This is a genomic window from Serratia silvae, assembly GCF_023282985.1.
Classification (GTDB): Bacteria; Pseudomonadota; Gammaproteobacteria; order Enterobacterales; family Enterobacteriaceae; genus Chania; species Chania silvae.
In genome coordinates this window covers 42,537-69,016 of sequence record NZ_JAGQDC010000021.1, presented here as the reverse complement: position 1 = coordinate 69,016, position 26,480 = coordinate 42,537, and the positions used below count along the sequence as shown (strand labels likewise).

Annotated in this window: 25 protein-coding genes; 20 read left to right on the top strand and 5 right to left on the bottom strand. The window is 49.7% G+C overall.

What is annotated here, in order from left to right:
* Positions 1-21 precede the first annotated feature (21 nt).
* From KAJ71_RS20660 to KAJ71_RS20650, 3 genes are read right to left on the bottom strand one after another with little or no spacing between them, the layout of a single operon-like run.
* Complete coding sequence (locus tag KAJ71_RS20660) at positions 22-348, bottom strand: DUF2645 family protein (protein WP_248947409.1); 327 nt, start codon at positions 346-348, stop codon at positions 22-24.
* Between the two features lies 1 nt (position 349).
* Positions 350-1,048 carry a hypothetical protein gene (locus KAJ71_RS20655; RefSeq protein WP_248947408.1) on the bottom strand — a complete coding sequence of 233 codons (699 nt, stop codon included), beginning with the start codon at positions 1,046-1,048 and terminating at the stop codon, positions 350-352.
* A gap of 17 nt (positions 1,049-1,065) precedes the next feature.
* Entirely contained in the window at positions 1,066-1,521 is a 456-nt protein-coding gene (locus tag KAJ71_RS20650) for a hypothetical protein (protein ID WP_248947407.1), read from the bottom strand.
* A gap of 133 nt (positions 1,522-1,654) precedes the next feature.
* Between KAJ71_RS20650 and KAJ71_RS23690 the strand changes: the two genes are divergently transcribed.
* The 5 genes from KAJ71_RS23690 to KAJ71_RS20630 all read left to right on the top strand — a co-directional run bounded on the left by KAJ71_RS23690 (position 1,655) and on the right by KAJ71_RS20630 (position 4,203).
* On the top strand, positions 1,655-1,882 hold the full coding sequence (locus KAJ71_RS23690) for a crAss001_48 related protein (RefSeq protein ID WP_375540746.1): 228 nt from the start codon (positions 1,655-1,657) through the stop codon (positions 1,880-1,882).
* On the top strand, positions 1,879-2,565 hold the full coding sequence (locus tag KAJ71_RS20645) for a hypothetical protein (protein WP_248947406.1): 687 nt from the start codon (positions 1,879-1,881) through the stop codon (positions 2,563-2,565). Before KAJ71_RS23690 ends, KAJ71_RS20645 begins: the two co-directional genes overlap by 4 nt.
* A gap of 80 nt (positions 2,566-2,645) precedes the next feature.
* On the top strand, positions 2,646-2,849 hold the full coding sequence (locus KAJ71_RS20640; RefSeq protein ID WP_248947405.1) for a PAAR domain-containing protein: 204 nt from the start codon (positions 2,646-2,648) through the stop codon (positions 2,847-2,849).
* Positions 2,849-3,628 (top strand): hypothetical protein, encoded by a 780-nt coding sequence (locus KAJ71_RS20635; protein ID WP_248947404.1) that lies wholly within the window; start codon positions 2,849-2,851, stop codon positions 3,626-3,628. The genes KAJ71_RS20640 and KAJ71_RS20635 overlap by 1 nt, the downstream gene beginning before the upstream one ends.
* On the top strand, positions 3,625-4,203 hold the full coding sequence (locus tag KAJ71_RS20630) for a hypothetical protein (protein ID WP_248947403.1): 579 nt from the start codon (positions 3,625-3,627) through the stop codon (positions 4,201-4,203). The genes KAJ71_RS20635 and KAJ71_RS20630 overlap by 4 nt, the downstream gene beginning before the upstream one ends.
* 812 nt (positions 4,204-5,015) lie before the next feature.
* On the opposite strand, the gene KAJ71_RS20625 is transcribed toward KAJ71_RS20630, so the two are convergent.
* The gene (locus tag KAJ71_RS20625) at positions 5,016-5,918 is read right to left on the bottom strand and encodes a RepB family plasmid replication initiator protein (RefSeq protein WP_248947402.1); all 903 of its coding nucleotides are present in this window, start codon (positions 5,916-5,918) and stop codon (positions 5,016-5,018) included.
* Between the two features lie 752 nt (positions 5,919-6,670).
* On the opposite strand from KAJ71_RS20625, the gene KAJ71_RS20620 reads away from it, so the two are divergent.
* Positions 6,671-6,937, top strand: coding sequence for a helix-turn-helix transcriptional regulator (locus tag KAJ71_RS20620; protein WP_248947401.1), 267 nt, complete (start codon positions 6,671-6,673; stop codon positions 6,935-6,937).
* A 14-nt stretch (positions 6,938-6,951) separates the two neighbouring features.
* On the opposite strand, the gene KAJ71_RS20615 is transcribed toward KAJ71_RS20620, so the two are convergent.
* Complete coding sequence (locus KAJ71_RS20615) at positions 6,952-7,377, bottom strand: hypothetical protein (RefSeq protein ID WP_248947400.1); 426 nt, start codon at positions 7,375-7,377, stop codon at positions 6,952-6,954.
* Positions 7,378-7,534: 157 nt separating this feature from the next.
* On the opposite strand from KAJ71_RS20615, the gene KAJ71_RS23550 reads away from it, so the two are divergent.
* From KAJ71_RS23550 to KAJ71_RS20545, 14 genes are all read left to right on the top strand, one after another.
* Positions 7,535-9,502 (top strand): Ig-like domain-containing protein, encoded by a 1,968-nt coding sequence (locus KAJ71_RS23550; protein ID WP_248947399.1) that lies wholly within the window; start codon positions 7,535-7,537, stop codon positions 9,500-9,502.
* Positions 9,503-9,550: 48 nt separating this feature from the next.
* Positions 9,551-11,128, top strand: coding sequence for a phage tail protein (locus KAJ71_RS20605; RefSeq protein ID WP_248947398.1), 1,578 nt, complete (start codon positions 9,551-9,553; stop codon positions 11,126-11,128).
* Between the two features lie 13 nt (positions 11,129-11,141).
* Positions 11,142-11,864: a hypothetical protein gene (locus KAJ71_RS20600; protein ID WP_248947396.1), complete on the top strand. Its 723-nt coding sequence runs from the start codon at positions 11,142-11,144 to the stop codon at positions 11,862-11,864.
* A 60-nt stretch (positions 11,865-11,924) separates the two neighbouring features.
* Positions 11,925-12,482, top strand: a complete 558-nt coding sequence (locus KAJ71_RS20595) for a hypothetical protein (RefSeq protein WP_248947395.1) — start codon at positions 11,925-11,927, stop codon at positions 12,480-12,482.
* 7 nt (positions 12,483-12,489) lie between these two features.
* Positions 12,490-12,981, top strand: a complete 492-nt coding sequence (locus KAJ71_RS20590) for a baseplate protein (RefSeq protein ID WP_248947393.1) — start codon at positions 12,490-12,492, stop codon at positions 12,979-12,981.
* Positions 12,982-12,985: 4 nt separating this feature from the next.
* Complete coding sequence (locus KAJ71_RS20585) at positions 12,986-13,546, top strand: hypothetical protein (protein WP_248947392.1); 561 nt, start codon at positions 12,986-12,988, stop codon at positions 13,544-13,546.
* A 12-nt stretch (positions 13,547-13,558) separates the two neighbouring features.
* A complete protein-coding gene (locus KAJ71_RS20580) occupies positions 13,559-14,335 on the top strand; it encodes a phage tail protein (protein WP_248947390.1) in 777 nt (258 codons plus the stop codon).
* 9 nt (positions 14,336-14,344) lie between these two features.
* Complete coding sequence (locus KAJ71_RS20575; protein ID WP_248947389.1) at positions 14,345-15,172, top strand: hypothetical protein; 828 nt, start codon at positions 14,345-14,347, stop codon at positions 15,170-15,172.
* A gap of 120 nt (positions 15,173-15,292) precedes the next feature.
* Positions 15,293-19,240, top strand: a complete 3,948-nt coding sequence (locus KAJ71_RS20570) for a hypothetical protein (protein ID WP_248947388.1) — start codon at positions 15,293-15,295, stop codon at positions 19,238-19,240.
* Between the two features lie 207 nt (positions 19,241-19,447).
* Positions 19,448-19,795 carry a hypothetical protein gene (locus KAJ71_RS20565; protein ID WP_223665785.1) on the top strand — a complete coding sequence of 116 codons (348 nt, stop codon included), beginning with the start codon at positions 19,448-19,450 and terminating at the stop codon, positions 19,793-19,795.
* Between the two features lie 4 nt (positions 19,796-19,799).
* Positions 19,800-21,254 carry a baseplate protein gene (locus KAJ71_RS20560; RefSeq protein ID WP_248947386.1) on the top strand — a complete coding sequence of 485 codons (1,455 nt, stop codon included), beginning with the start codon at positions 19,800-19,802 and terminating at the stop codon, positions 21,252-21,254.
* Positions 21,254-22,309: a phage tail protein gene (locus tag KAJ71_RS20555; RefSeq protein WP_248947385.1), complete on the top strand. Its 1,056-nt coding sequence runs from the start codon at positions 21,254-21,256 to the stop codon at positions 22,307-22,309. The genes KAJ71_RS20560 and KAJ71_RS20555 overlap by 1 nt, the downstream gene beginning before the upstream one ends.
* A 112-nt stretch (positions 22,310-22,421) precedes the next feature.
* Positions 22,422-22,871 carry a phage tail protein gene (locus tag KAJ71_RS20550; RefSeq protein ID WP_248947384.1) on the top strand — a complete coding sequence of 150 codons (450 nt, stop codon included), beginning with the start codon at positions 22,422-22,424 and terminating at the stop codon, positions 22,869-22,871.
* Positions 22,871-26,479, top strand: a complete 3,609-nt coding sequence (locus KAJ71_RS20545) for a phage tail fiber protein (RefSeq protein ID WP_248947382.1) — start codon at positions 22,871-22,873, stop codon at positions 26,477-26,479. The genes KAJ71_RS20550 and KAJ71_RS20545 overlap by 1 nt, the downstream gene beginning before the upstream one ends.
* The last annotated feature ends 1 nt before the right edge of the window (position 26,480 follow it).

Below are 26,480 nucleotides of genomic sequence, written 5' to 3'. Positions count from 1 at the left end.
TCCCCAGGGCGGCTTTAAAATTCAATACCAAGGGCAGTTTTTGAACTTTATAATAAACAAAAACACCCATGAAATTAAAAAAGCCACAGCACTGAGATTAACAAAAATCCCACGAAATTTTCTTACCGCCATGTAAATGACAACAGGAGAGAATGCCAATAATATTGCTATTGCCATGGTTCCCCTGTAGTCATCTACAATATAAACCCTAATTGCATCACAAACATTTTTAATTTCATCCCCATCAATATAGGACTCTTCACTTAAAGTGCTGAAAGCGAGTGATGATAACATTAGGAACCAAGTGTACATCACCATGATAATTGATATCGGTGTTATTTTCTTCATGTCATAGCCCAAGAATTTTCATTATAATATATCTTCTTTTGATTATAGTTCTTCCGTACGAACTATATTCTCTTATGGGGTCACCTATTTCCGCATTTATTGACGCTACAAAATCCCCCCTATCTCTTTGTATTCCTCGGTTATATCTTGATGCAGCTATAATTAGCTGCTCATCTGTTATGTTTAAAGTGTCAACTATGCCGGGGTTATCATATACTATAAGATCTCTAAGGTGTTTGGCGACTACGCTTATATTAAATTCATCATCCAAGAGGCAATTAGCTAACTGTAACTGCTTGGTTGTTGTTAATCCATCGGGGTCAATGCCGAGAGTTTCCGCAGCAGCTCTTAGCTGAATTGCCAAACTCCCAACAGATGTTGCATTGGAAATTTTATTTACACTATTATTGAAAAAATCCATGAGCTGATACGCTTGAAGCACGCCAAAGGCTTTCAGTCTCTCGGGGGCACCTGCCACTTCTGCTATTGTCACCCCAGCTAAAAGTAACACTGGTATTTTTTCCTGATGTGCATGTCTTATTATTCTGTCTTTATTATATTGAAGATATGCAGCTTTGTACGCCCATAACCTAGGCTCGCCTGTAACCTTAACTGGATCATCAGGGAACAATTTCCATAGGATTACGTCCCCCATATCCCATTTTGGAAATGTTGAACCAAATTTGCAAAATCTATTCATTACAGATGTTCCTTATCCTAGTTTCTAGCATCAAACTCTTCGTCAGCCCTGCGTTGTTCGCCAGCTGTGAATGCTGGTGGAGTAGCTGCATCGATTACCCCATTAAAACGGCACTCGTATCGCTTCGCTTTGCGCTTTGGCCGGTCGTCAGCATCTAACAATTCGCTCGTTAAATACATACTGTTTTTTTCCACAGCATGCAGATTATAAAGGCCGTATGACCCACCAGCCTGCGCATACTCAACAAATGATATAGTGACAACGCTCGCCCCGGCCTGGGTAGATTGTGAGGTTTTTACGTTATCTTCCCGTTCCCCATTCAGCGTTACGATTGTACGGCCTTGGCCATCATGCTGTTTATAGACCAGGATGTTATGCCGATCGCATTGAAACGATATCGCCTGCTGTGCTGCGAATGCCAGGGGGGTAAATAGAGATATAGATGCAGTTACCAGCAATGCCTTCATTTTCATAAAAATCCTTTCTGATTATCGCGGCCAAAAGCCTCCTGTTTGGTCGGTATTGTACCCGCGCAATTTAGCATACAGAAGCAAAACTCAGTTCGGGTACGGTTAGTCCTCCATTGAACAATATGCAGAGGCTACCTTGTCCCAACAAACCCAACCAGCGCCATATCAACAACGAGTTATCGATGAACGATATCAACTGGCCGAAAAGCTAAACGCGCTTTCTAACTTTCTGAACACGGCCATTTTTCTTTCTCTCCCCCAATGTGAACAAACCCTCTTGACCGAACAAAAGGGAATCATGGGTGATTACCTGTCGATTCTAGAGAAGCGTATTTCTCGTTTTACTAAGGAGTGCAACCAATGACACTTTCGACCGGAATCCTTTCAAACCCACATCTCATGACGATATTAAACCCGCAGCAAAAAGAAGTAGCACAAGCATTCTTCTCCCCTGGGGAAAACCGAAAAATAGTGGTCTTAACCGGCCCTACCTGCGGCATGTCGAATAAAATTACCAACATCGCAGTGGCAAATCTTATCGATAAGCGCCGCACGACGATCGTCGTGAGCAACAAAGCAGGCAAGTTCGGGCCAATTGTCATTTCAGCTCTAAACCAGGTGTTACCTAAAGATGAACCGTTGGTGCAGTCAGGAAACCTAATTTTTCAGCGACACGACGCCCGGCCGCGAGTCGTGTTTGTGACTCCCCGCGACTTCACGGACAAGTTCGCCACCAACATGATGGGGCAAAAGCTACCCATCGATATCATCTTCGACGGTCTGGGCGGCTTCTCTTCAAACGGCCATTGGCAACAAATAGTTGAGACGATTTACCCAGACACGATCCTCATCTGTGATGAACCACTGGTGCTAAACGGTGAAAAAGCGCTGGTGCATGAGCTGGCCACCAGCGAGGAATACCACGTCCTGCATCTAGCTACGAAGGATTCTCCGCTGTTAAAACCGAACGTCGATATCCATTCATTCATTAAGGCTGGCGAGACTGAAAATGACTTTCACGCCCGATTGAAAGGGACGTTTGCCTGATGTCACATATCTCAGTCATGGGGGCTATATGTTCAGGGCACGGGGGATTCCCCCCGCGTCCCTGCGTTGAAGGCGATCCATTGGTCACGATCAATGGCGTGCCGGTAATGGTCGATGGCAGTTTATTTAGCGCACACGCAGATATTCAATCTGTGCATGCAGGCGTAGCGGTTTCTACCCGGCCCTGGCTCACAGTTAACGGAAAGGGGGTGGTCTGCAAAGATGATCCCGTCTCCTGCGGCTCTATCGTGGCCACCGGCGATCCGCTGGTGGAGGTGTTCTAATGCTGGATAATCCCAAGCAAATTGCGGCGTTCCGTGAGCTCAATAAATCGGGGTTTACACCATCCGAGTCCGTTTCTGCTGCTGCGGCCGCTGGCAGCCAGGCGCAGAGCAAGTCTGCCGAGTTCTTGGCCCTGATCCTGCCCGAAGTTACGTACCCTTCCAGTATCACCGCAGCGATTAACCAGATCAAAGAGGTGGCCCGGCTCCTGGACGTAGCCGCAAGTGCCGGTAGTGGTTTTGCTGAAGCGTTTTCCTCGTACCAATCTCCCTCGGAACTGATCACCGTCAGCATCGGCTGGGATTGTTACCTGAAGGGAGAAAACAAACCTGTTACCACGCCACCGGCGCTGGTAACCGCGTTAGCAGACAAAGCTGTAGTGAAGTCGATGGCTGACGCTATTGCTAAAGTGATCCCGTCGCCAGTGGCCAACGCGATGAACGCAATTAACACGATCCTAAACGTCCCACCGGCTGGTGGTTCTGGCTCTGGTTCTTCCACAGCGCCACCAGCGCCCTCGCTAAGCAACGATCTGGTCAAAACCCTCATAACTACGTGCGAAGTCATGAAAAACGCGTCTAGTGGCATCCAGGGCGCTGCTAGCGCGGTGAGCGTTTTAACCCGAGATGGCAAGTTATCCGTTGACCAGGCGGCCAAGGCCTTCAGCAACGCAGTGGGAATATCTGTGTTGGATTCCATGGGTACCAGCTCCTCGATGCAGGGCGCGATTACAGCGATCACCCCCACCAGCGTGCTTAACGCCCTATTCGGAGGAAAATGATGTCCCCCCTACCCTTGGTTTTCAGCATTTTGAAAATCCCGAAGATCCGCCGAGCCGCATTGATCGGTGGTGTGGCGCTTTTAGTTGTGGCCACCGCCTGGGGTGGTTATGCAGTCATAGCCAGCAAGTTTGCAGAACAGGCGTCAGCCCTCGAAGAAACCCATGGTGCGCTTCGCAACGCCAACAACCGTAACGATGCCCTGACGTCGGCCTTGGCCACGACCGCCGCCGATCGCGACGACGCAGAGAATCGCCTGGTTGAGCTCAATAAGAAACGCGGCCAAGAAGCCGAGAAATTAGAGGAATTCAAACGTGAAAATGTTGTGCTGCAAGAAAAGCTCGCTCAAGCGATGGTCGATGATCCCTGCTCTATTCAGCCTTTGCCTGCCGCTGTTGTCCGGCTGCACCACGAAAGCATCAGTGCTTTTAACGCCAAATATCGCCCCAGACAGGCACAACAAGCCCATTCTACCGGCGGAAATGTGCCTTCTGCCGGAGGACTTGATCGCGCAGTACGGGCAGTACCCGGCACTATTCCTGCCAAAAGTAATGGAGAGCCTGGCCAAGACGAATAACTACAACATCACCGTTAACGAGATTAACGGGGCAGTTGAGTGACAATGTAACAAATGTATATGTTAGTATCTTCGTATGGCTAGGCTGATCACCGAACGCTCGGTTTCGTCGCCGGGCTGCCATACAATTTTAATGACGCTCAACGAGACGAGGTTGTTATGAGTAAATGGATGCAAACCAGAGTAATCGCTGAAGATATGGGTCGCTATTGCGGCCCTTTTTATTGGTCGGAGAACGCCCCTCATCCCACCCGCTGTTTGTAGATCTCGGCCGCCTGCTCAGCACCGGCCGCAGTCAAAGTTAGGTACAACCGCAGGCTATCATCACGCTCTAACGTAACAAGCCCGTTCTTGGCCATCGTTCTGCACGAAATGCTGTAGTTGTTGGGGAAAAGCTCACTCGGGCGGTTGGCGCTCACAATGTTAAACAGGCCCGTTTGACGGATCCCGCCGGTACGCCCCTTCAAGCGGAAGGCATGAAGGATAAACAGGGTATCCTTTTGAATTGCTGATAGTCTCATATGATTGATAGTCTCATATGATTTTTAGGCTGATGGATTAGCCTTAATCATATCATGTATGTTTAAGAGTGGTGTTGGGAATGTGTTTATAAACTGGATGGATACTTACCCGCGTGTTTATAAACTGGATAAATGATGTGTGCTGGCGCTCAGAACGAAGAAAATGTGTTTGTAAACGGGAAAAGTTATAGGTTTATCCCGGTACCCAGCGCCAAACTTTGCCAAATACCACCAGCCATCCCGTAAGCAAACACATTTTTACTTGAGCCAATCCAGTTTCTAAACACAAAATCACTCGTCGTCGTCCAGGCCTTCGATAGGGCTGACACCGGCTGGCAGATGGCACTTGGGGTTGCGGCCATGTATCAACACATGCCAGTCCTTGTCCCGCTTCTGAATTGAGGCATCGAGATAACCAGTGGCGATCAACTCTTCTACAGCCTTTTTGATAATGCGATTCTGCTGGTTCTGCGGAGAGGTAAGCACAAGGCGCTGCTTAATTCGGTAAAAAGACAACGGGATCGGCTTTCGTGGGAGGCTTTCGATGAACGTGTATAGCGCTTGCGCCGTCCCCTTGTTCGCCAACTTCCTGAGTACAAACATTTGTAGGAGCACCTGGTTGTCTACCTGGTACAGCTCCCACAGTGACTCATCGGCCGTAAGCTTGATAATGTCAGCCTTCACGTCCCAGTTCCCCTTTTGAAGCAAGCCGGTAACAGTCAGTTTGTCTTTGTTTTTTGAGGAAAGGCTAATCGTGGTACCGCGCAATCTGGTCAGCGAGTCGGAGATCCTCTCCCGCAGAACGCGCGTTTTCTCCTTGTCCGGGTATCCGGCAAACGTGGCGAACTCAGAGAAAGGCAGCTCGATCGTGTTTGTGTCCCGGCCATACTTCGAAAATGACAAAATGACCGCTACCCAGACCTTAAAATCAGTCTCCATCGAAAGCCTAGGCCCGCTTATCGTAATGTTTGAGTACCCTTCCGCCTGGGCTATATCAAGCTTGGATAGTTCCTCTGAGGCATCTATAGTAACGCTGTCTGTGTTCTTCCCTTTGCGCTTCAGGCTTGGTACGAACAGACCAAGTCGCATTAGCGCAACAGGCTGCACAGTGCTGTTTTTGTTGGGGGTAAGTTTTGTTTCACCTTTGGATGCAAGAACATCAATTAGACTTAAAGCATTGTTTTTAATGGTCATTAATGGGCTTCTTTGATGATCTGGGTTATGTGGACAAAAGGATCCTTTTACCAGTTTATAAACACACTTTATCCCGTTTGCAAACATATTCATCCCGTTTACAAACATGGTTATCCCGTAAGCAAACACACTTATCCCGTTTGCAAACACACAAGCGTGGCTACAGAGCGCATGGTTAGTGGCCTAAGCGGCTCCGGGATCTTTTTGGTGGTTCTGGGATCGTATTGGTTAATTTATTGGATCTTACACGGTGAATATGTGGATAAGTTCTACTGCATAACTCTAATTGGATGACCGGTTATCACAAAGTGGTTCTTTTTTTACTCAGCTACGCTACGCCAAGTCATAACCACGTCAGTGACAAGCTTTACTGCAAGCGGGTACTCAGAGAATTTCAGTTCTGGATGCTCAGCAGTGAGCAACAGGAATATTGTGAGGATACAATCGGATCTAGGGGCAACAAAGTGCCCGGTAATAACTGACCAGACATCATTGCTATCCAGCTGTAATACGCTAGCACCAGCGCCCGTGGCGGATTCATTACCTGACAAACATTTTTCATCTACCATAAACGGCACTTAATCCCTAGACATTCTCAACAAAAAACCAAAAAAAACGGCCGATCATTTGATCGGCCTCCCTGGAAAGATGTTGTGCTCAAGTTTTATTATGTTGGCGTGTTCTGTAATTCTGAACGCAGTCGATATTATGCAATGTTACACATGTCGTCAACTAATTAAGACGGCAAAAACATGATCACTAAACGTCTAAAATCTGCGCGAATCAGCGCCGGATTGACCCAAGAGCAACTCGGAGTAGCGGCAGGTATTGATGAAAGCACAGCTCGCGGCCGCGTATCGTCATATGAGACAGGTGCCTATCGACCAGTTTTTGAGACTTTGTGCTTATTTGCGAAGGTTCTTGACGTACCGGAGTGCTATTTCTACATCATTGACGATCAGTTTGCTGACGACGTTTTACAACTTTATCGCAAGCGTTATGAACCATTAAGCCCCTAAATGGGGCTTAATGGTTACTCGCGTTGGCTGGAGGCCATTTTCTCAAGCGGCTTTAATTTATTTTGCTGCTCTAACAGTTTCAGCATAGATACTGCTTTGCGTATACCCCGTGTAAAGCTCCCCTCTCCCAAAGACTTTATGAAATCCTCTTCCGGTGGAGCAATAAACGCAGATACCGTCTTAGCGTCCTTCTGCTTTTTTCTCGCTCCCCTCCGTGGCCAGAGAATTTCATCAAAGCTGGGTACCGGCTGCGGCGTCCGTAAATCGAAGCGAAGCACTTCACCCGTAGATGATGTGATTACACAAGCTTCAGCTGTCAAGAACAGATCCTTATCAGCAACCAGTTCGGAAAAATTACGAAAAGCCACATCTTTTACGCCGGAGTGCTGTGGCGTACTTGTCGCTCCGTTGCGATATTCCACGAAAACTGTGTAACGCATAACTAATCTAATCCTGTATTAGTTTATTAGATTTAGTTTAACAAACATCTAGTTAGAACCCCACGAATTTATCTTTCCTTTCCAATAACTCACTTTCAGTAACATCCCAACTGTCGAGAAGTAAACCCCTGTCTGTGCATTTTGATAGGGCGAAAAAGTGTCTGATCCAAAATTATTTCATGAGCGTCAAAAAGACGTAAATAAGCGCGCTGGCCGTGTGCTGGCGTTTACGAGCAACGCACCGATCAACGCTGCTATGAGTGTTGATGATCAAGTTAAAGTGATTTTCCAAGCAGCAATGCAAGACCCGATGTTTGAGGGTGTCAATGAGAATGCTGTTCGCCAGATTGCAACCACCTGGGCAGCGAGTATTAGTGACTATCGACGTGTTCATGGATGCAACCCACCAGCAGACCTGCTGGCCAATGCCCAAAAGGCTTGTGAAAACCTGATCCTAGAATCAGCTCCTGATCATAAACGCAGTGGCGACGGTGCCGCGATGCTGGAATCTGCATCAAGCGACATGCGAACGTCTGAAGGTGTTATGCGCCAAGCCATTTTCATGGCCATGATCCTACCTGCCGCCCTGGGTGCAGCCACCAGTGATATGTGTACTTTTATGCCGGTATCGCGTGACGAATCTGACTTCTATGAAGTCTATAACGTAGCTGGTTCGAAAATGGGTTCGTTCGATCGCGGTGACCAAATGGATCACCTTTCTGCGGGCATATTCTCGCAGATGGGCCGTATCTTCATGTTGAAAGACCAAGATTCAGTTGACGGTACAGCGAAAGAATTCACAATTGCGATCAAGGAGTTTGAAGGTCGTGACATGCCAGTGCGCCGAGGGCGCGTTCGCGTCATCGTGAACCGTCGCATCGGAAAACACTACGATGATGGTGAATGCAGTATCAATTTCAATGAAAAAGATGCCCAAGGCAACGCCTTTACCGTAACCGGAAAGGTTGATTACACCAAAGGTATTGTGGTGCTGAAATTCGAGGAGGCTCCTCCTGCCGGTACTCATATCGCTATGCAAGCCGAATTAGATGTTGAAAGCGATCCAGACTTGATCCCGGTAATTAATCAGGCAATGCGTAGCTGGAAGATGAAGCCTTCACAGTACATCCTTGCCGCTGAGCATACCGTCCAGGCCATGATGGATTTGCAACGTGAATTTGGCTTGAATCTGGCCTCAATGCAGTTTACCAGTCTGACGCAATGGTGCTCGCACGAGCAGGATATGAAGCGTCTGCGCAAGCTTGCTTTCCATACTGTACATAATTACAAGTACGACACGGCACTGCCGCAAAGTCAGCAGTGGGAGCAATGGTGCCTGCTGTTCCGTGGCAAGATTAACGGCATCTCAACAGATATGCGTGACCGTACCAAAAAATACGGTATTCGCGGTGGTTTTGCTGGTGGTGATGCAGCTGGTTACATTAAGTCCCTGCCTACCACCATGTTCCAACCAGCTCCGAACTACGTACAGACGTCATATGTACACTTCATCGGTATGTTGTTCGGTACGATCCGAATCTATGAAGTGCCGAAACCAATTTGCCAGCAATTCGACAAAGAAGGCTATCCGTTCTCCAGCAACGATATTCTCTTCTATTCTCGCGGTGAAAACCTCAGCGAGGCCGGTATCGTCGCCGGTGATGCCGTACCTGCAATTCCATTCACCCACCCAACCACCACTGCCCTGGTTAACCGCCAAACGCTGTGGGGCTCTGCAATCAACGAGATCCATCCACGGAACGGTGAAGACTACTTCGCTCGTTTGACCCTCGTTAACGAGAAGATCGGCGCTATCGATCCGCGCTCTGGGAAGTATATTGAGAAACAACCGGAGGCAGGCGCACCTTTCGTGCCGGTGGAGGGCGTGAGCCTGGTACCGAAGTCAGTAACACTGACCGTTGGCGAGAAGTTCAAATTGAGCCCTACGGTTCTTCCTGAAAACGCGACAAACAAGGTTTTCACGCTGATTTCTAGCGATGAGGTCGTCGCAGTTGTCGATCAGAGCGGTGAAGGTGAAGCGAAAGCTGTCGGTGTTGCGAACGTCACTATGACGAGCGAGGACGGTACAAAAACCGCCGTTGCAAAAGTCACGGTGAAGGCCTAACCCCTGGATTAAGCGCCCCACCCCATTGGGGCGCTTATAGGAATAAAAATGAATAAGATCCCTTACGCGATTGGTACTGCTGCCGGAACGGCAGTAGCTCCGATCGACGCATCAGCAACAATCGGCTCATTCTCAGGTGGAAGCTCTGTTTTTGCCGGGCTAGTTTTTTCCAAGAAAGGCAAGCCAAACACGGTATTGGGTATTACCCCGAATAACGGTAAATCTGTCCTTGGTGAGGCTCCTCGCCCACAAGAAGGCCCGTTTTTTGAACCCCTCCGACATGTCAACCAGGCGTTATCGGGTGGCAATGGCTATGTGGTACGAGTGCCATTCCCAGGGATGATGATCCCTGCGATTCATTTGACGGCTGATACTACAGGTACACCAGCTGTAACTACTGTGAAGGCAAGCACCAGCGCTACCGCATTTGGTGCAGATATTACGGTACCCACGAAAGCTGCAATGACGATCTATGTTGATGATGGCGACAAGTCTGAAAACCGCAAGCTGAGTTTAGAGCCAATCAAAACTAAGCCGGGCTTTTTCGCACTGAAGCTCATGGAAACGGATTCGCTGGGTGCAGTAACAACAATCGAAAGCTACGAAGTCTCGTTCAAAATCGATGCCATTGATGATATGAGCCTTTCTGCTTTCCTCCCCGACGTTCTGGAAAGAAATAACTCATGTCTACGCGCCTTAGCTTCAGAAACGGCGGTACTGCCTGAGACGTTCACCAGCATTAGCCAGGCCTTTGTTGGCGGTAGCGACGGTGATTTCAAAAAGCTCACAACGAAAGACTACTCTGCGTCTATTGCCGTGCTGGACGGCTCGATCGTGGATTACACCGCAATTTTGACGTTGGGCATTTATGACGCCGTGGCTATTGCCCAATTAGCCGATCTGGCCAAGGCTGTACGTGTCGACATGTTTGCTGACGTAGACCCTCGCTTGCCAGCTGATAAAGCGCTAGCGCAGTTGGCAGCGCTTGGCCTGGGTGGCAATGAAAACGTTACTGCTTACTACTACCCATATTCTTGCCGAGATCCGCTTGGGCAGTCCAATGTTGTGTTCGGGTTATCCGGCGATGCATTCACTGCAAAGGCAAAAGGTGTTGCCATGGTGCCAGACATTGGCGGCTGGCATTTCTCACCTGCGGGCAAGGATCGCGGTGTAATTAATCGACAAAATATCAAACCACTTCCGGCCGCTGCAAATATCGATCGTGAGGTCTTTGCAAAAGCACATCTCAACGTTGTAACAAGCAGCGGAGGCGTGATCTTTATTGATGATGCGCTAACAACGTGTGCTGAGGATAACTACAAAAAATATCAGCATGTGGTTTCTGTAATGAACTCCATTGCACGTAACTACTATGCCCTGGCCTCCTCCATCAAACATAGCCCTGACGGCATTACTCGTGAAGGCCTAGAAAAGGGTATGACCCGCCTTCTTGATCGCTATTACGCTGCCGAAGCGTTAAGAAAACCGCGTGATCCTGACCAGGGTGATGTCCCTTACATCTTAACCGTGACTAACACGGACTTTGATAGCTGGCAAACCCGTTGGGAAGTTTGTGTCGTGGGTGTTGCTCGCCGAATCGTCGGTATCCCTGTATTGCTGCGCTAAGTTGGAGAAAAAAATGGATATCTTGAAAAATACCGAAATTAACCCGCTTTACAACGCGGCTTTTTCTGCTCCACCAGCTGCCCCAGGGGACGGTGACGCAATGCTGGAGTCGGGCAAGGGCTCACCCTCTAAAAAAGAAAATGACGGCAAGCAGAGCCTCACTGACGCCATTCTGGAAGCGGTATCTAAACGCACTCGGCAAGATGAACGGTCGGTGGCTGCTTCGTTCCTGATCGAGTGGTCACGTTCCGCCAGCCCAACAAGTAGCGACATTGACGAGTTCGCGATGGTGATGGCAGGTATCAGCGATGATGAAGAGGATGACGACATCACCGATGCGGAAGTAGACGAGTACAACCGCATGCTGTCCATCATTGCTGACGCGGCTGTCTCCTTGGGAGCCGATCAAGACTCCGTGACCGAAATGGTCGATGACGAGGATGACGGCGCGGCGATCGCTGTTGCGGACGCCATCTCTGCTGCAACTGAAGATGACGATGAGTCTATCGCGATCTATACGGTCAGCGGCGATGGTGATGATGACGCGATGCTGGAGGCGAACAAAAAAGTCGTTCGTAATGGCCAGGTAAAGCTTATCCGCAAACGCCCGCGACCAAAACGTATCAATGCAGCGCAGCGTGCCGCTCTCAAAAAGGCGCGCCGCAAGTCGCATACCGCATCGGCTAATCTCTCACGCCGCAAATCACTGCGTATCCGTCGGAAACGTGGCCTATAAAGCGACCTGCCCACCCCTGCGGTGGGCATTTAGGAGGGGCCGGTGATTTGTGGTGCAATTATGCCCGACGGCGTAAGCCCGTTTTTGAAGGCTTACATCACATCGGGTGAACACATGGTTGTTGGGTACATCGGCGAGGGCAGTTCGGCAACGCTTGAAAGCTTGTGGACGTCTCCGTTCGAGAACAACTCCGTTGGCTCGATGGCGGGGATCAGCACGCTGGCGAATGCCACACAGGCAGTATCGGGAAGCACTTCAAAAGCGAAGATAAACAGCATGTTGGTCTGGGAGGGGCATAAGCCCCCGGAGTTCACTTTGTCTCTGCATTTTATGGCGCGAATCGATGCTCAAATCGAAGTTAACGCTGCGATCATGGTATTGCAGCAAATGGCCTCCCCCGACCTGAAAAACTTCCTGCCCGGGGGACGGCGGCCGAAACCCGTTGTTCTGGATATCGGCCGCCGCCAAAAAATTATGCATGCCGTTATTCAATCAGTGCAGTACGAACTTAACGCACCGCGCACGAGCACGGGGATGTATGCCCACAACACAGTGAACTTACAAATTTCAGGTATGACGGCTTACAACGAGTCGGAAATACCGCTTATGTACATATGAGGCAATTATGAGTGGATTTGGTAACACAAAAGCAGACGTCGGGTTTCTCAAGAAGCGTCTGAACCAGAACATCGCAGTAGGCGAAAAGCTGGTCAACTCGGAGTATTGGATGACGATCAAGGGGTATGAAAACCTGTCTATCCTGATCCGTACCGCGCAGCTCCCGGAGATGACCCGTGAAGATGTAGAAGACGTGGCTCCGGGGGGCATGAAGTTCAACCAACATGGGCCGCTGCGCAACAGTGGTGAAATCCAGGTGCAGTGCGTTGAAACCATCACCGGCGACGTTCTAAATTCGGTGAGAGACATGGTTTTCAACAAGCGCTATGTGGATATCACTATCAGCACGACAGCGGAATCCCATGGTGGTGAAGCTAAGGGACACACGCGCAACATGGAGCATTGTAAAGTTTACTGCGATGCCACTGATCTGGCGTCTGAAGACGTCACCGCCGTAGTTCGCCCTAGCCTGCGTATCGTCTACAGCTGGGTGGAGTAAAGCGATGACGATGACGCCGAACGAACTGCTTGAATCTGTAAAGCCCCGTTTCACACCTCTTCTGGTCGTTGAAACGAAGACGCTTGAAAGCCTGCTAATTAAAGCTCTGGCGGCTTATCAAGATAAAGCTGGATTAGTTCAGAAAGTTCGGGTCAATAAGGAGGCGGGGGTATCCCTGCCTTACCCCGATGACTATCTAGCGCTGGTACATGTAGTTGATAGTCGAGGAACGTTCGTCTATAGCGAGGATTTTGGCTCCTCGATCGACTTGGAATTGACCGGCCGCGAGCGTTATCCCTTTACGCTGAGCTATCTGGTTAATCTTCGCGATCGCCCGCTGGATAAATGGACTGTCCCCCCCTCAACAATCGGTATGATCCAGGACTACCTGGAGGCGTTGATTGCCATCCCAAATACCGAACGCCAACGCCGCGTTTCAATTGCAGGAAAGTTAGACACGTCTGCCCTTCCCGATGCCGTCACGCTTGAGCTACGTAAGAATGATCTGGAATTACAAATGGCAGCTAATCGGGCAATTATCGCCGGGGCCACATTATTTGGGTAAGGAGGCGTCGTAATGGGGCTTTTTGATGGTTTATCCAGTCGTTCCAGCTTCAAAAACTCAATGAAAAACATGCTCAGCAACGCTAAAGACACCGCTATTAACGGCTTTATGCAGGGGGCTAATGACGTTGTAAGGGATGCGCTTAATTATGCCCTCAACGGCGGGAATCTCGGTGGTTTTGCTGGTGGTGGGATCGTCAACGGTAAGGTTGGCCACAGCGGCGAAATTGCTTATGCAAAGAGCATGCTGGAAATGGCGATGCGCATACAGTTCTCCCAAGGCTGGCAATGGGTTGTTGAAGCCGATGGCATGAAAGACCTGTTTATGTTCGCCAAAGACGTTTCATACAGCGAAGGGACGATCGAGACGGATGCAAAAATCATCGGTGGTATTCAATTCAATAAGCCGACACACATAACGCCAGGCACCGTCACGATCACTGTACGTGATGATCAGACCGGCCGGATAGCTAAGTGGTTCGATGGCTGCAAAAGCCGCGTTATCAACAGAGACGGCACGATTAATTTAGCCCCCTACTACGTGATGAACGTTCGCGTTTATCGTGTTGGTTTTGATGGCAGCAAGTCTTTGGACGGCGAGTTAGCCGTTATCCCAACGGAACGCGGGGCAACGACACGGGCATATGACCAGGTTGGGGAATTCCTTTCATATCCTTTGACCTTTGTTTGCCACACATCTTCAGATACCAGCTTGAAAGGTATGGCGTCAGCGATGGCCATAGGAACGGCAGGCCGAGCGGTTGATACCTCCAGCATTATTAAATTTTAAGGTATATCGATGTTAATCCCTACCCTATTCCAGCCTTCTAGCCCACGAAACGAAATTAACTTTCGGGCTCCGACTGTCGATGATGCATTGCAATTCAGCGGAGTATCGACAGAGCAGGAAGAACAGACAACGACTAAATATCTCGATGCCATGCAAGTTGGTGATGTGCAGAGTAGCGCTAAATGGACAGCACAAGACCGCAGAACGGCGCTGTGGTGGATTTACACGCATTCGCAGTCTGAGGGCGCTTATCAAACGTTAAGTTACCAATGCGCGCACTGTAATGAGCTACACCATTACGATTTTGACATGGCAGACCTCGCTGACCAGGTGGAACTGCTGACCGTTCCGCCTTACGTCGAAGTAGAGATCCCGGTTAGAGGGGTTCCTTATTTGTGGAATCTGAAGCCACTGGACGGTGTGGGTATGGAGCATTTGGAAATGATGTATTCCAACCTGCCAGCTGAAGATGACCCGGACTATAAGAAAGAATTAGCGAACTTGAAAGTAGTCGAGATCACCTTGCAAGCGCACCTGGCAGACCAGCCAGATGATTTCCAGAAAGCCGCTGAAATGCGCTATGAACTTATCCGCAGCATGGACGTTAACTCCGAATTCGTGGCACTGGCGGCCAATGTGAAAAAGATGAACAAAACCCTGCACCACGGCCTCCCTATCAAAATCCACAAAGGCCAGTGTCAGTTGTACGTGAAACCTCATGAGTGCCCGACCTTGGCTAAGGAGGATAAGACGGTTTCAACCCGGCTGTTCTTTCAGTTTCGGGGTGTCGACTACCTTCCAGGCAATGTCGCTCAACTCCTGGGTGACCCTGATTAATAATCTGGCGTTATACGGTAGGCAACCGATCAGCGACATTGAAAAATTACCTCAGTGGCGTGCATTCAAGATTCTTGATGATCTGGTTCAAATGATTAAAAACTCGTCAGGGAAGTGATAATGCCAGCACGACAGATAAACGCTTCAGATACGCTGTTGGTCATCGATGCGATCGAGAGCGCCAGCGCCAAAGAGCTGGATGTTCTTTCTGATATCCATCGGGCTATCATTGGAAGAACAGCCACCAGCAGCGCAGACAGCCATAAAACCAAGCTGCAAGACTCCAATGCCTCAATACTCGCCAGTATCGCCCGTCGAGAAAGGGGTGGCGACACTTCAACGGTATCAGCTAATCGAAGTCAATTGCATGATTTACGCAATACTAGCGGTGAGTTGAAAATATCGATATCACCTGAAGTATTGCAAATTGGTGATAGTGGCAATCAAAAAACATCTTTTAGTAGGGTTTTTCCCCAGAAATCTGTTGCTGCCGCTGGTTTTGGTGAATTTAACAGTAAATTGCAATCAATTAGCAGCATTGTGCAACCGAAAAGCATTGGCGGAACCTCGAACCTTACGGGGATGGCTGGTGGTGCAACTGAAAATCATCATTTCGTCATCGGAAACACAGCAAGAAAATGGCAATTAAATGACGGTTCTGACAGGTTAAATAGAAATAAAAAACAAACAGATAACGGCGTCACTGGCTCCCGCGATTCGAGTGGCCGGTTTGTCTCTAGAGATAAAGTAGAAGCAGGTACCGAAAAAAAGAAGGATGACCAGGAAAAGAGCCTGATTAAACGGCTTTCGGCGTTCTTCTCGAACAAAAGCGGGGACGGCTCCACCGGCGAGGTGGCAGGGATGGCGGCTGGTGGTGTTCTGTACAGCGCCGGTAAAGAGGCCGCAGGCCTGGTTGGTGGTGTCAACAGTAGCGTCGTCAGTCTCAAAGAATGGCGAGATAAGCGCAAAGAACGGGCCAGCGCTATTTCAGGCGAGCCGATTAGGTTCCCTGGTATGGCGTCAGCAAATGCGCCCACAAAATCGCAACAGGCGTACAGTTCAAACACCACTAACAAGGTTGTGTCTGTACTGACGTCACAGCAGGAGCAGCTTGCTAAATCCGATGAAGAGATCATTCGGATTCTGGGCGATATACGCGATAAGTCATCGAAAGGCGCTGGCGGTGGCCGGGGCATTATTGGAAGCATTCTTTCCGCGCTCGGCGGCCGTGCTATTGGGAGAGCGCTAGGCTCCCGGATCATGAGCGGCATTGCTATGGCCCTCGGCGGAGGGGCGCTCGTTAAGCTGTTTAAACGCCTGGCTGGCGTTGGCCCTGGATCAACTACATCAAGGGGTGGGCGTGGCCGGTCTTCAGCTGGTGGCACACAAGACAAAGCTAAACCAAGAACCAAGGCTGGCAGGCCGAAGGCAAAAGGCGGAAAGCTGGCCAAAATAGCGGCCGGGGCCGGTGGATTAGCGGCAGGTACCTACGGGGCGATAAAAGGCGTATTTGGCGGCGGCGCAAATGATGATGCGGCCGAAATAGATAAGCCTGAGCCAAAAAAGAAAGAGCCGAAACGTCGAAAATCTTCCCGTTCTAAGCGTGGGCGGGCCAGAGCACGCATTACCACTGCGACCAGGGTGCCAGCTGGCGCAGCAGCTACCACAGCTGCCAAAGTGTCTACAGGCGTCGCGGCAGGTGCGGCAGGCGTAGCCGCTACCACGGCGGCCAAGACGGCAACCGGCGCAGCAGCAGCCGGTACCAGTACAGCAGCGGCTAAGGCTGCCACTACAGCAGCACAAGCTCCAGCCAGCGCAGCGGCGACCAAGGTTGCCACTGAGTCTACCGGGAAAGCAGCTGGTGAAAAGCTCGCAGGGAAAGCCGCAGGCAAGCTTGCAGCCAAGGGCGCGCTCAAAGCGATCCCAATCATCGGGACAGTGATCGGTGCAGGCCTGGATGCGGCCGATGGTTACACTGACGAGGAAGCGCAGCGGAGCACATTTAAATTAGCCGAGGGCCAAAAGGTTTCAGGCCGACACAAGACCGAATATGCCGCAGCGAACATAGTCGATATGGGTGGGCTGGTTTCTGGCGCTTCAGGCCTTCTGGCTGATGGGGCACGCGCCATAGGCTTGGATGGTGTAGCTGAGAGCTTGACGTTCAACACAAGCGATATTGCACAGGCTATTGATACCCGTGTGAGTGAGATCGATAACGGCATCAATAGCGTTAAAAGTTTCTTCGACCCAGGAAAAGATGGCCAAGTCGTCGATGCTATACGCGTCGGTGCGAATAAAACTGCCGATGCGGTTAAGGAGCTGGATAAATCGCTGAAGGGCATGTTCTCCTTCTCCGGGCCGGGTGGCGAGAATCCAGCCCAGGGAGAACAACCCGCAGTTCAAGGCGTGGCGGCTCCGGTACAGGGAGTGGGTTCAGCAGTAAGCTCGGTACCGCAGATAAAGGTGCCCCCAAAAAATAACGTCTCAAACGATTTGAATATTGGCGGTGCAAACGCTCGTAATAGAACGTTTAGAAACAACAACTTCGGTAACCTACAATTTGTTGGCCAAGAGGGGGCTGAGTTAGAAGCGCCCAATGCAAAAGGTGAACAGCGGTTCGCCAAGTTCGACTCTCCAGAAGAGGGGTTCCGCGCCCTGGCCAATCAGCTTAGTAGCTATGCTGAAGGCACATCTAAAGCTGTTGGATACCAGAAGCTTGACACTGTTCGTGGGATCATCACCAGGTTTGCGCCCGAGGGTGAGAACGACACAGAAGGCTATATTAAGCAGCTGTCAAAAACATTGGGCGTCAGAGAAAGCGATCGGCTCGACCTGGGCAATGCCGACGTGATGACAAAAGTAATGCGGCAAATAGCCACCGTTGAGGGGGGAGCTCCGCAGGTTTCTGACGAATTCATCAAGACCGCAATCGGGGAGCGTTCTGGCCGCAAATGGGTTGGTGAGTTTAACTCGGAAACGTTGGGTAAAATTAACGAAAAGCGGCAGGCAGAAGGCCTTGCTGCTATTTCTCACAAAGATCAGTTCTCCCGCCCAGAGAAGCGCCCTGCTGGCTCTCGTACCAGCGAGCTTGTAAGTGCTGTGGGTGCTGGTGTTAATGAGGTTGCTGGGGCCGCCGTAAGTGGATATGACACTGCTGCAACGTACTTGGGAGAGTTGGGAGGTAAAAGCGACGCGGCCCTGACTGATTTGTTTAACGTCGAAGGGTTGTCTGTTGTCGCACCAGATCGTGGGCTTACGTTACCTGTTGGTGCCAAGTTGCCACCAGGATTGCAAACTGCTTCGAAAGCGCCTGATGCCATTGGCGCTCTTCAGGGAAAGCAACAGACCACCAGCTATGATAGCGCCCCTGGTGTAGGGATTGGGGAGCGTCAGCCTTCTGTTGTCGACGGCACACGGAGTTTGCCGATGGGCGTTGTCCCGTACAGCAGCGTTAAGAAAGTGCAAAAGATACAACCAGGGGGGCAAGGAACGCCGCAAAACATCGTAGACGCCGGTAGCAGCAGCTGGTGGGATGGTTTCAGTGATGTAGTCATAGAGTCCAGCAAAACCGCTCTAGAAGGGACTGCACGCAATGTCTTGCAATCAGTCGGCGTGGATATCGATAATCCGCTGGGATCCTTTGCTGCGACAGCTGGCGATACTGTCGGCGGTGGTGTTTCCTCTGTGGTATCCGGGTTAATGGCCAATACGCCACTTTCGTTTTTAAGCGACACGGTATCCGGCATGTTAGGCGAAAAATCCAATAGCCTGACCCAGCAAGCGATCGGTGCTTTCCAAAGCACTCCGCCACCGGTTGTGCCGAACCTGGCGGCGAGCGGGGTTGCGCCGGTCTATCAGCGTGATAACGAATCTAGAAACAGTGATGACTCCATAGCCAGCTTGTTGGAGCGCATAGCAAAGGGAGTCGAGAAGCAGCTCAACATGAAGCCCGAGGCGAAGGAAACGAGCGTTAATGTTAATGCTACAACGCACAGCCCGCAGCCCGTACCACGCGCTGAAGTGCCAGTAGAGATATCTGATAGCGCCCTTGAAAGACTGTTTGGCTAACTTAAATCGCGGCAAGGATGCCGCGTTTATTCATACTTCACACTTAATTATCATACTTCATACTTCATAACTATTACTTCTTACTTCTTACTTCTTACTTGTGAATTATTGCGCCCCTTGCCAGAAGGGCGGCAATCGGCCAGGGCCGTCAATAACTCACTTCGCCTAAATTATGGTTCCAGTCCCTCTGTGTATTCAGGTGTAGAAATGAATGAAATAGACAGCCTTCTCCGCGTCACAGGGGAGGGGGTTACGGTCAAGTTGGGTGATGTTGAAGCCATGCAGGCCCGCATCGAAGACTGGCTTCATACGCCCGAAGGCAGCGTGTACGGGTACCCCTCCTTCGGTAACCCCTTGGCTAAGTACAAGCATGAGACGCTGGACAGCGTGCATACGCTCGTGGCCATGGAAAACGACATCATTATCAAAATGATGACGGATATTGCAGATCTGACCCTGGAAGGGATCAGGATAGAGCCCGTTGAAATTGATACTTTTGTTCTGATCATCGGCATACCCGATGATGAACTGATGTGGACGCTGAAAAAGGAATAACACAATGACTTTTCAAGACATATTAGATAAGTTCACGACCCTTATTGAAGGGAACATGTGGTGGCGTCGCTTTGTTAATAGCCAGTTTATGAACATGCTGGCGATCATGGCCAGCCAAGTTATTTATGCCAGTCAGACGGCTGCGGAAAAAGAGCTAACTGAAGGTTTTATCAGTACAGCGTCAAAACGTACATCTATCCTTGCGGCCGCAGAAGATCGCGGGTACATCGCCCGCCAGATTAAACCGTCGTACGGAACCTCCACGGTAACGAACAAGACCCAGCAATCGCTGTCATTGGCAATCTACACAAATCTCATATCAGATGAGCAAAAGCGCTATATGCTCATGGAGCCAGTGATCCTGAAGCCAGGAGAAGTAAAGACCGGGATGGCCACAAAGCAGTTGGAGCGTGAGCGTGTTGTTTTCGACGTTCCCAAGGAAACTGAGTTTTTGACATTCACCTTGTCCAAAGACATGACAAAACGATGTGTTGATATTGATGTGTTCGTCACGGAAACAGGCGTTTTGCAGCAATGGAAAGAAAACCATCAATTCCGCCTTTCCAACAAAGATAGCCGAGACTATGTGAAGTTTTACCGGCCAACGGAACAGATAGGCGTGCGGTTTGGCGACGGTTCAACAGGGAAAATGCCTGCAAGCGGCGAGCAGGTGATCTTAGACGTTTGGCTAAGTGATGGAGACATTACCCTGGTTCAGGGACAGTCACTGACGCCGTATGCTGAGTCCTCTTCGCTGGCAGGTAAGTTAGAGATCAAAACGGATACGCCTATCACCAATGGGGCGGGGTATGAGTCAACAGAAGAAACAAGACTGCGCGCACAATACTTTACTGCATATGATAATCAGGTGGTGTGGGATGGGGACTATAAACATTTCTTGAGAACTCATATTCCAAATTTAAATTGGGTAAATGTGTGGGGTGAAGAAGAACAGGAAAGGTCTACAGGAGTTAAGTCGCTTGAGAATATAAACAGAATTTTTTTCTGTGGGCATAAAAAAGGATTTTCTCAGTCGCAGTTGGGGGAGTTGATTATTTCAACTATTAAAACGATACCTAATAAACTGAACACGAATTTCTTTTACGTAAACTCTAAAGAGAAACCGTTTACAATATCAGTTAAAGGCAGTGTGCGGAAAGGCCTAGATGTAATCGAGGCGGAGAGGCAGATCCGTGAGCAGTTGGAGAATAAGGCTGGGCGTAACTCCAATAGATTTGAACGTAAAAATTCAGACGGTAAAAATAGCGTTGTTCATGATTATTCTGGAGAATCTTCTTATGTTTCTGAAAATAAAGTATGGGCGATAATAGAAAACACCAAACTATTGTCTGAGTTCAAGCTTGAAATTAAAAATCAGAGCCAGATAACGGCGCTTAATGATTTTATTTATCTGAATGTCACCGATTCTAAAATAGAGCTGGATTTTGGAGCTATGTAATGAAGGATAACTGGTTTAAAGAGCAATTGACGCCAGCAAAGCAAAACTCCGGCCTTTGGGCAGGATTTGCTGACGTAGTTCAGTCAATGTTAAGCAGCGTCGTCTTGCCTCTGATTGAGCGCACCGCCAACAGAAAATCTTTGTATTCAATGGGGAAAGACGATTTACGTAAAAAAATGATGGAGTTGGGAAAGTTCTTCTACATCGATAATAAGAATATTGACTCGCTGCCAGTGCTGCTATCTCAACGACTTGATGAAATCCACTTCAAAGGCACTACGCGTCCTATTGAGGCTACGTTATGGCGGGAGTTTAAAAACTTAACGGCCAAATGGGAGCCTCTTTATGCGCCGATTGACCAGGTTAAATATCCCTATGGTTCCTTTTTCATCACTGAACAATATCTGGAACTTTACAAAGAGAGTTATGGTGAATTCTTCCTGACATCCCGCGGGCGCATTAATATTGTTCTTAACGACCTTTACGCTCCGTATTTGGATGCTGAGCCGTCAAAAGTCTTGGAAGAGTTCATGCGGCAATTCAAAATGGTTATCAAGCCATTAATCCCGCTACATATCGTTTTTGACGGGGTGGGGTATCATCTGAATGTTGAGTTGGAGGAAAGGAATATCATCATCACGCTGTTTGGCGTGAGCTCCGACATCAAGAGCGGAACATGGTATTTGCAAAGCTTACAACCAGAAATAGTCCCCGAATCGCTCACCATCGAGCTAACTGCTACAGAGACAATTAACAACATTGCCAGGCCTCTCGAAACAACGCCTGTCTTCCTGGATGACAGGCGGCTTGATGCCTGGGTGCTTGATGTCGTTCCTACGCCGATGATCCAGACGACGCAGCCAGATGCAAGGCTGATCATTGCTGATGGTATAGCCACTCTTGTGACGCTTGGTTACCGGGGATGCAACGTAGAGTTCTCGACCGGCGGCATCACCGGTTTCGTGTTCCCTGAAGGTATCGATCGTGCCATTTTGCCTATATCGGCGGCCGACGTTGGGAAGATAAAGACAATTATTTATTTAGACACAATCTAACAGCCATGCGGGCTGATTTCCATGCTCGCGTTTTAACCCATATTTCATTTCAAAAACTCACTTTACGTACACTCGCCAGTTAATCAACCCAACCATTAACAGGCGTTCACGCATGGCAGAAATCAAAGCTGTTCAAACTGGTGGGAAGCTGTTTCGAGCTGCTCTCCTAGATTATTTTTACAACCGGCGCGCAGAGTCGGAGATCGGAGCGGGATCGCGATTTTTCATGGCCAAAGGCTACTTCGGCACATCAGCACTTGTTACCGTGAATCCGGCCGGTGGCTGGAATCTCGCTGATATCCCACCAGCTTACTCATTGAACGATCTGAAGGGGAAGTTTGCCGAGTGTAATCTCCTTTGCACGGCTAAAAATGGCCTGATCACCATCAACGCAGCATTACAAGATGCATTGCTGCCCGCCGACACGCCTTACAACTTCAATACGTTGATGCTGATTGATGGGGAAGGGAAGGCATTCGCTGTGCTGTGTTGCCAGCAAGATACGCTGTATCGAGGCAAATCCTTCACGGCGGTATTAACCATCGATCAGAGGGCTGGATAATGACTGCGATCACCACGTCGGGCGGTATCACTATTGTTGCGCCGCAGAAATCCACAGGCCTGAGAGCTGACGTCCAATATTTAGAGCCTTATGCCTCCTCAGCACTAAACCGAAAGGCCTACGGCATATTCGGTGCCGGTGTTTACCAGGGCTTCTCTGTCACACCGGGTAAAGGCCTGGCCGTGATCGTTTCGCCGAACGGTACCCGACCGGGTGTTGCATCCGTTGACGTCGATGGCCATCAGATCACCGTGCAGTTGTTGACGACGCAAACTGTTGCCGTTACCGCCGGAAAACTGAATATTGTCGTTTTAGAGGCAAAATATGCGCTGGGTGTCGCAACCGACCAGGTAGACGCCAATTCGAAGATTAAAGCCGCGACACTGAGGGTTGTTAATGATGAGAAAAGCATTGTTGATGGCATGATCGAAATTTGTCGGCTTAGCTTGGTTGCTAACGCCACCAGCGTGGCCGCTGCCAGTATTGACATCGATAAGCGGTTCTCTCTACGGGTGTCCTACGAGCCAACGGATGACATTAACGATGCTCGTGAAAATCGCTTGCTGACAGTCAAAGCAGGTAAATCATTTGTTCCTCTTGCTGGTGGGACAATGATTGGTGCGCTAGGAACGCCCCGAGTAGTGTTCCCCAACGATTCTAAAGCAAATGCCAGTACAGATATGGATCGCGCTGATGGCTTTACAGTTGAAAATCTGACAGCAGCGAATAAAGGGTACCCGGTTCCAGGTGGGTTAGGTACGTTGATGTCTGCCAAAGTTAACGAGGTCAGAAACGTACAGTTAGCGTTTGGTTCGGGAAATACCGCGTTTTACCTGCGCTCATTGAGAAAAGATGATCCAACTTCAGACAAGTGGGATCGTGTTTATACCCAGGCCTTTAAACCAACAGCGGCAGACGTTGGCGCACTGACCGACGTCCAGGCTGCGCAAAAATATGCGCTGCGCTCGATCAAGGTCAACAGCAAGCCGTTATCGGCTGATGTGAACTTGGTGGCAGGGGACGTTAATGCGTATACCAAGACTGAGGGCGATGGCCTTTACGCGGCAAAAGCTAGGAACCTAGCTGACCTAGCCAACAAGGCTGAAGCCCGGACTAACTTAGAATTGGGTTCGTCAGCGACGAGAAACGCCGGTAAAGACTCTGGAAATGTCATGATCAACGGCGATTTCGGTGTTGGCGGTGTAGCACCAATCTTGTCTTCGACAAATACGCTGACAATCATCAAGTCGCTTAATACGGGTAAATACGCTGTTAACGGCGACTCTACTGATATGCCTTCAACCGCGCTTGCCTACGAACTGGATTGGTCATTCACTTCGACTAGTAGTGGTGGTCATGGCTCTTTATTGGTCAAACCGTTGATCAGCAAAGGTCATGCCAATGACCGAGTATACCGAAATACATTAAGGAGAGGAGTCTGGCAGGGGTGGGTTGGGCTTTATGACACAGAAAACAAGCCGACAGCGGCCGACATCGGTGCGCTGACCGACGCTCAGGCAGCGCAAAAGTACGCGTTACGCTCCATCCAGGTCAACGGTAAGCCGCTATCAGCTAACGTGAATTTGGTAGCCGGTGACGTGAACGCCTGGAATAAAACCGAGGCTGATGGACGTTTCCTGATGTTGTCAGGCGGAACGGTAAAGAACCTGACGGTCAAAACAGGATCTACCGGTACAGAAAATACGGCTCTGTTAATTGATGGCGTTGAACACACTCCCCTGGTGTTGAAGCGAGCCAGTGCAACGGCAAACATCTCGATCGGGTTCCAGCTCGGTGGGGGGAAGCCGCTTTACCGGCTGGGGATGGATATCAATAACAACCTCGCCTGGGGCACGGAAGCTAATCAAACGAGTAATGGGGTTATTTATCATACGAAAAATAAACCAAATGCCGTTGATGTTGGCGCGGTGGGCATAACTGGCTCGACAATGACGGGGCCATTAGGAACGCCTCGCGTTGTATTCCCAATGGACACCGTAGCAGTGGCTGCTGATGATGCCAACCGCGCAGATGGTTTTACCGTCCAACAACTCACCGCAACGAACAAAGGATACCCGGTTTCCTTGGGTGTGCTGATGACGGCTAAGCTTAGTGAGTTCAGAAATGTGCAGTTAGCATTCGGCTCTGGGAGCACCCAGTTTTTCCTGCGCTCATTGAGAAAAGGCGAAGCGGCAACAGAGCCGTGGGATCGTGTTTATACCCAAGCATTTAAACCGACGGCGGCCGACGTAGGTGCGCTGACTGATGCCCAGGCTGCGCAAAAGTACGCGTTACGCTCCATCCAGGTCAACGGTAAGCCGCTATCAGCTAACGTGAACCTAGTCGCCGGTGATGTGAATGCCTGGAACAAAACAGAAGCGGATGCTCGCTATCTGATGCTCAGCGGCGGATTAGTAAAAGGGAGAGCAGGGTTTGCTGGTGGCCTTCATCTGGGTAACGTAAACACGCTTATAGAAGCCGGTAATGATGCCGCCGGGTACACGTCCAACAACTTGATGTTGAAAAGCTGGTACGGCATTGGTTTTGCTAATACCTGCACTACGACGGGGATCCAGGGCGTTACTGGTTTCATTAACGTGCGGTACGGCGATTTGCAGATGAAGCGCAATATCACTGCTGATGCTCAAATTATTGAAGCGGGGAAACGTGTTTACTCGCCGAATAACAAGCCTACGGCAGCCGACGTAGGCGCGCTGACCGATGCCCAGGCTGCGCAAAAGTACGCGTTACGTTCCATCCAGGTCAACGGTAAGCCGCTATCAGCTAACGTGAACCTGGTAGCCGGTGACGTGAACGCATGGAACAAAACCGAGGCCGATGCGCGTTTCCTGCTGAAGACTGGCGGCACCCTTACCGGAACTGTAAAAACTAGCGCAGAGATCCAATCAACTACTTTGAATAACTACCGTATTGTTTCAGGAGATTACGGCTCGTTTTGGCGGCAAGATGCTACGGCACTGTATCTGCTGCTGACCGCAGCCAAAGACCAATACGGGAATTACAATAGCTTGCGCCCAATGGCTGTGTCAGTGACGACGGGGGCAATGACGTTAGGCACGCAACTGACGTTTAGTCACAACGAGTGGATTAGAAAACTAGGTATAAATAACTATACAAGCGCCGGTCAAAACTACAACCAGACGAACGGAATGATTCTTCAAGGAGCTGGTGACCAATACGCACAAACGTATTTTCTTGAGACGATTGGAAAACACAGTGCGCTACGGTGGCGGGTTCGCAGCGGTGGTATAGATGCCTGGCCTGAATTTAGAAATGATGGAACCTTGCAACTGAGTGGGAGATGGCCCGCAATCCAAAATAATACGGGTACGACATGGCACCCAGATGGAAATATAGAAGGTTCGTGTTGGGGGGGGTATTTAAGTAACTGGTTAAGTAACAATACAGTTAGCCGGATGTCACGCGGCGCACAAGGCTCTATGACTATGGATGGGGGGTTAGTAGAAGCCCCTGCTGGCTGTGTTCTCACTGGTGGTAATGGTAATGAAGGAAACCAGGTTGGTGTGGCCCTGTACCGTCCGTTGCAAATATGGCGCAGTGGTGGCTGGGTAACAATAGAAGGATGAT